Below are 4,689 nucleotides of genomic sequence, written 5' to 3'. Positions count from 1 at the left end.
GGGAGCCGCAGCCAGCGCGCGATCGATGGTGTCGAATGCTTCCATGGCTCGGCCCAGATCGATACGTTCCTGCGCGCGACCGATATCCTGGTCTGCCTGCTGCCGCTGACGCCGGAGACGCACGGCATCCTCAACCGCGACGTCTTCACCAAGCTCAACCGCAACAGCCCGCTCGGCGCTCCGGTGCTGATCAATGCCGGCCGCGGGGGCTTGCAGAACGAGGCCGACATCCTCGCCTGCCTCGACGACGGCACGCTGGGCGCCGCCTCGCTCGATGTCTTCGTGCAGGAGCCGCAGCCGGCGGACAGCCGGTTCTGGACCCATCCCAAGGTGGTGCTGACGCCCCACAACGCAGCCGACACCGACGCGGACGCGATCTCGGCCTATGTCGCCGAGCAGATCGCACGGTTCGAGGCCGGCGGCACGCTGGAGAACGTGGTGGACCGGGCCAGGGGCTATTGAGGCGCTCGGAATTTTGCGAACGCTGGTTCTGCAAATTCCGTGTCATCCCCGCGCACGCGGGGATCCATAACCACAGGGTGAAGTTTTGCGAAAAGTCGCAGCTCGGTACTGCGACTGTCTTTACTTGATAGATTCCGCGGTATGGGTCCCCGCGTTCGCGGGGACGACCCGGTTTGTGGGGAGGCAACCGGGCTGGCCTAACGATCGCTCACAACCACAGCGCTCCGCCGGTATCCCGTTCACCCTCTCTTAGCGAGAAGTTGATAAGCGTTGTTAACCAACGCTCAAACAACGAGTCGAACATGCGCGCGAGCCTCGGCCTCAGGATGCGGATCACGGTTGCCCTCGCGGTGACGGCGGCGGCAACCGCCCTGTTTGCGGTGCTCGGGGCGATGTGGATCATCGCGGGGATCATCGACCGCGCCGATCAGCGCGAGCTGCACAGCCATTATGATGCCCTTCAGTCGCGCATCGCCGAGGAATCGCACCGGGCCGCCGCCATGAGCACGGTCGTGGCCGCGATGCCGGCGACGCAGGATGCGATGGCCAAGCAGGACCGCAACGCCCTGATAGCCCTGTTCGGTCCGGTCTTTGCCGCGACCAAATCGGAATACGGTGTCGAGCAGTTCCAGTTCCATGTGGCGCCGGCGACCTCGTTCCTGCGCGTGCACCAGCCCGCCAAGTTCGGCGACGACCTCAGCGGATTCCGCAAGACCGTCGTCGTCGCCAACCAGGATCGCAAGGTCGTGGTCGGCCTCGAAGGCGGCGTCGCCGGGCTCGGCATCCGCGGCGTGGTGCCGATCGCGCAAGGGGCCAAGCAGCTCGGCTCGGTCGAATTCGGCCTGACCTTCGGCCAGTCCTTCCTCGACGATTTCAAGACCAACCGCCATGTCGACGTCGCCTTCCACCTCGCCGACGGCTCGGGCTTCAAGCTGTTCGGCGGCACGCTGAAGGGCAAGAGCTTCTTCGACGCGGCCGATTACGGCCGCGCTACCACAGGCAGCTTCACGGTGAAGCGGGCCAAGCTCGACAATACGCCGGTGGCGGCGCTGCTCGGACCGATCAAGGATTTTTCCGGAAAGCCGCTCGGCGCCGTCGAACTGGTGATGGACAATGCCGATTACGAGGCCTCGGCCGACCGCGCCTGGATGCTCGCGATTGCGATCGCCGCGATCGGGCTCGTGCTTGCCGCCATCGTCGGCTATCTCATCGCCCGCAGCATCTCGCGTCCGATCCTCTCCATCACGTCCGTCATGCGCGAGCTCGCAGACGGCCGGACCGACGTCACCATCCCCGCCAGCAAGGCGAATGACGAAGTCGGGGCGATGGTGAAGGCGGTCGCGGTGTTCCGCGACAACGCCGTCAACTTTGGCAAGCTTCAGGCCGAGCAGCTGGAGGCCAAGGCGCAGTCCGAAGCGGAGAAGCGGCGTGCCTTCGCCGCGCTTGCCGACAATTTCGAGGCCAGCATCCGCGACGTCGTCACCACGGTGTCCTCGGCTGCGGTCGAGATGGAGCATACGGCGCGCTCGATGTCGGCCATCGTCGAGCAATCCCGACAGCAGACCGGCGCCGTATCATCCGCGTCGGCGCTGGCCTCGGAAAATGTGCAGACCGTCGCCGCAGCAGCCGAGGAGTTGTCCTCGTCGATGACCGAGATCAGCCGGCGCCTCGCCCACGCGACCGAAGTGGTGGGCAAGGCCGCGAGCGACGGACGGCGCTCGAACGAGCGCGTGCAGAGCCTGGCGGACGCGGCGCAAAAGATCGGTGACGTCGTCTCCTTCATCAACGGCATCGCGGGCCAGACCAACCTGCTGGCGCTGAACGCGACGATCGAAGCGGCGCGCGCGGGCGAAGCCGGCCGCGGCTTTGCCGTGGTCGCTTCCGAGGTCAAGGCACTGGCGACGCAGACGGCGAAGGCGACCGAGGAGATCGGCGCCCAGGTCAACGCGGTGCAGGGCGAGACATCAGGCGCTGTGGACGGCATCCAGTCGATCTGCGCGACGATCCAGCAAGTCGACGAAATCTCCGCCGCGATCGCCGCAGCCGTCGGCCAGCAGGGCACGGCGACGCAGGAGATCGCACAGAACGTCCAGCAGGCGGCCGCCCGCACCGGCGAGGTCTCGCAGAACATCTCCGGTGTCACTGCCGGCATCGCCGCAACAGGCACGGCGGCCGAGGAGGTGCTGGGTTCGGCGATCGAGCTGTCGAAGCAGTCGCAGCGGCTGCGGGACGAGGTGGATCGCTTCCTCGCGCAAATCCGCGCGGCGTAGTTGAGCGCGGGATCGGGCGACATACTCGCTGTCGTCCCCGCGAAGGCGGGGACCCATAACCCCAGGGAGAAGTTTGTTAGGCGAGCTGGTACCTCCTAGTCTTCGCCAAACACCTCCCTGTGGCTATGGGTCCCGGGCTCGCGCTACGCGCGCCCCGGGACGACAGCCTAACTCTTGGCCCCCACCATCACGTCGATCGCCCCCTTCACGATCGCCTCCAGCTCCTTGCGCGATACACGCGCGCGCGAGCGGATGGCGATGGTGTGGACGGTGGCTGATGCGATCTGCGCCAGCACGACCGGATCGGCGCTCGCCGGCAGCTCGCCGTTCTCCTTGGCGCGGCGGAAGCAGTTTGCAAAGGCCTTGTCGAGCTCGGCGAGACCGTCGAGCACCATGGCGCGAATCTCGGGATCGCCAACGGCTTCTGACGCCGCGGTCACCACCGTAAAGCAGCCGCGCGGACCGGTCTCGCCCGAGAGATAGATGTTCAGCGCGGAGGCGAAGATGCGTTCCAGCCGCTGACGCACCGGCATCTCCTCGCGGAAGATCGCAGCCATGGAAGCCCGCGCATCCTCGCGGTAGCGCTGATAGCTCTTGATGTAGAGCTCCCGCTTGTCGCCGAAGGCGCCGTAAAGGCTCGGGCGGTTCATCCCGGTCGCTTCGCTCAGATCATCGAGCGAGGTCGCGGCAAAACCCTGCCGGCGGAACAGATCCAGCGCCTTGCCGAGCGCGATATCCGGCTGGTAGGCGCGCGGACGGCCGCGGCGCCTAGGTTGGCCGCCGCCCTCGGGTTCATTGGCAGCAGCTGGCGGCTTCGATTTTTGTACCATTTCGCAAACTAATCCTTGACCGATCCCATATTATGCAACATGGTACAAAAATCAATCTGGCCAGGTTGAGCGAAATCTCAGAAATTGCCCAAGGAGGCTACAGATGGATCTCTATTTCTCGCCGCTCGCCTGTTCGATGGCAACCCGTGTCGCGCTGTATGAAGCCGGCGCCGAAGCGAACTATCTCGAGGTCGACCCGCCGACCAAGACCGTGCTGAGCGACGGCTCCGACTTCCGCGCCGTCAATCCGATCGGCCTGGTGCCGACGCTGCGCACCGACGAGGGCGTGGTTCTGACCGAGAACGCGGCAATCCTGCAATACGTCGCCGACCGCTTCCCGCAATCCGGGCTTGGCGCCGCAGAGGGCATCGAGCGCACGCGGCTGCATCAATGGCTGTGCTTCATCGGTACCGAACTTCACAAGGGCCTCTTCATCCCGGTGCTCGATCGCAAGGCCCCGCAGGAGACCAAGGCCTATGCCCTCGAGAAGAACCTGTCGCGGCTCGACTATCTCGACAACTACCTGAAGGGGCGCGACTTCCTGCTCGACCATTTCAGCGTTGCCGACGCCTATCTGGTCACGGTCATCAACTGGACCATGGCAACGCCGCCGATCGAGCTCGCCAAATGGCCGAACGTGAAGGCCTATTACGAGCGCCTGCGCCAGCGGCCGTCGGTCGCGAAGGCGGTTGCAGAAGAGTTCGAACTGTACAAGGCCGAGCTCGCGCGCAAGAAAGCGGCGGCCTAGGCCGAGCCGAACACCCCTTCGCTCTTGCTCGCGCAAGTCGTCCCGGTCGACAAGCCGGGACGACGTTTGGCGCGCCTCTCTCGTGTCCCGGACGCGCTGCAGCGTTCTTACGCTGCTGCGCAGAGCCGGGACCCAGAAGGCTACACACTTCGCTGATGCATGGGCCCCGGCTCTGCAGCGCACCACGCCGCGAAGACGCGGCGCGTTGCACTGCGTCCGGGGCACGAGACCGTTGTTTAGCGATGGACATGACTGCTTATTCTCGCGGCCTGACTTGCCCGAGCTTTGCTGATCTCTTCCGCCCTTTAAAAGCAAGGGCGCAGGGAAGGCCGGGCGCCGGCTGACACCCGAGGTCCCGCGTGTGCGAAAGAAACGCGCA

4 protein-coding genes are annotated in these 4,689 nt (G+C 65.5%); 3 read left to right on the top strand and 1 reads right to left on the bottom strand.

Features of this window, described 5'->3' with window-relative positions; translation table 11 throughout:
- On the top strand, positions 1-462 hold a 462-nt coding region (locus IC66_RS0116625), incomplete at its 5' end, for an NAD(P)-dependent oxidoreductase (RefSeq protein ID WP_038948376.1).
- Positions 463-764: 302 nt separating this feature from the next.
- The gene (locus tag IC66_RS0116620) at positions 765-2,732 is read left to right on the top strand and encodes a methyl-accepting chemotaxis protein (RefSeq protein WP_038948374.1); all 1,968 of its coding nucleotides are present in this window, start codon (positions 765-767) and stop codon (positions 2,730-2,732) included.
- 167 nt (positions 2,733-2,899) lie between these two features.
- On the opposite strand, the gene IC66_RS0116615 is transcribed toward IC66_RS0116620, so the two are convergent.
- The gene (locus IC66_RS0116615) at positions 2,900-3,562 is read right to left on the bottom strand and encodes a TetR/AcrR family transcriptional regulator (RefSeq protein WP_038948373.1); all 663 of its coding nucleotides are present in this window, start codon (positions 3,560-3,562) and stop codon (positions 2,900-2,902) included.
- A 103-nt stretch (positions 3,563-3,665) separates the two neighbouring features.
- Here IC66_RS0116615 and IC66_RS0116610 point away from each other — a divergent pair, with 103 nt between their 5' ends.
- Positions 3,666-4,310, top strand: a complete 645-nt coding sequence (locus IC66_RS0116610; protein ID WP_028140343.1) for a glutathione binding-like protein — start codon at positions 3,666-3,668, stop codon at positions 4,308-4,310.
- Positions 4,311-4,689 lie beyond the last annotated feature (379 nt).

It is taken from the genome of Bradyrhizobium genomosp. III, from assembly GCF_000261705.1.
In the GTDB taxonomy this organism is placed as follows: Bacteria; Pseudomonadota; Alphaproteobacteria; order Rhizobiales; family Xanthobacteraceae; genus Bradyrhizobium; species Bradyrhizobium ottawaense.
This window is presented reverse-complemented; position numbering and strand designations above follow the sequence as displayed.

Coding starts and splice junctions, on each gene's coding strand:
- IC66_RS0116610 (WP_028140343.1), top strand. CDS start 3,666: ATGGATCTCTATTTCTCGCCGCTCGCCTGTTCGATGGCAACCCGTGTC.
- IC66_RS0116620 (WP_038948374.1), top strand. CDS start 765: ATGCGCGCGAGCCTCGGCCTCAGGATGCGGATCACGGTTGCCCTCGCG.
- IC66_RS0116615 (WP_038948373.1), bottom strand. CDS start 3,562: ATGGTACAAAAATCGAAGCCGCCAGCTGCTGCCAATGAACCCGAGGGC.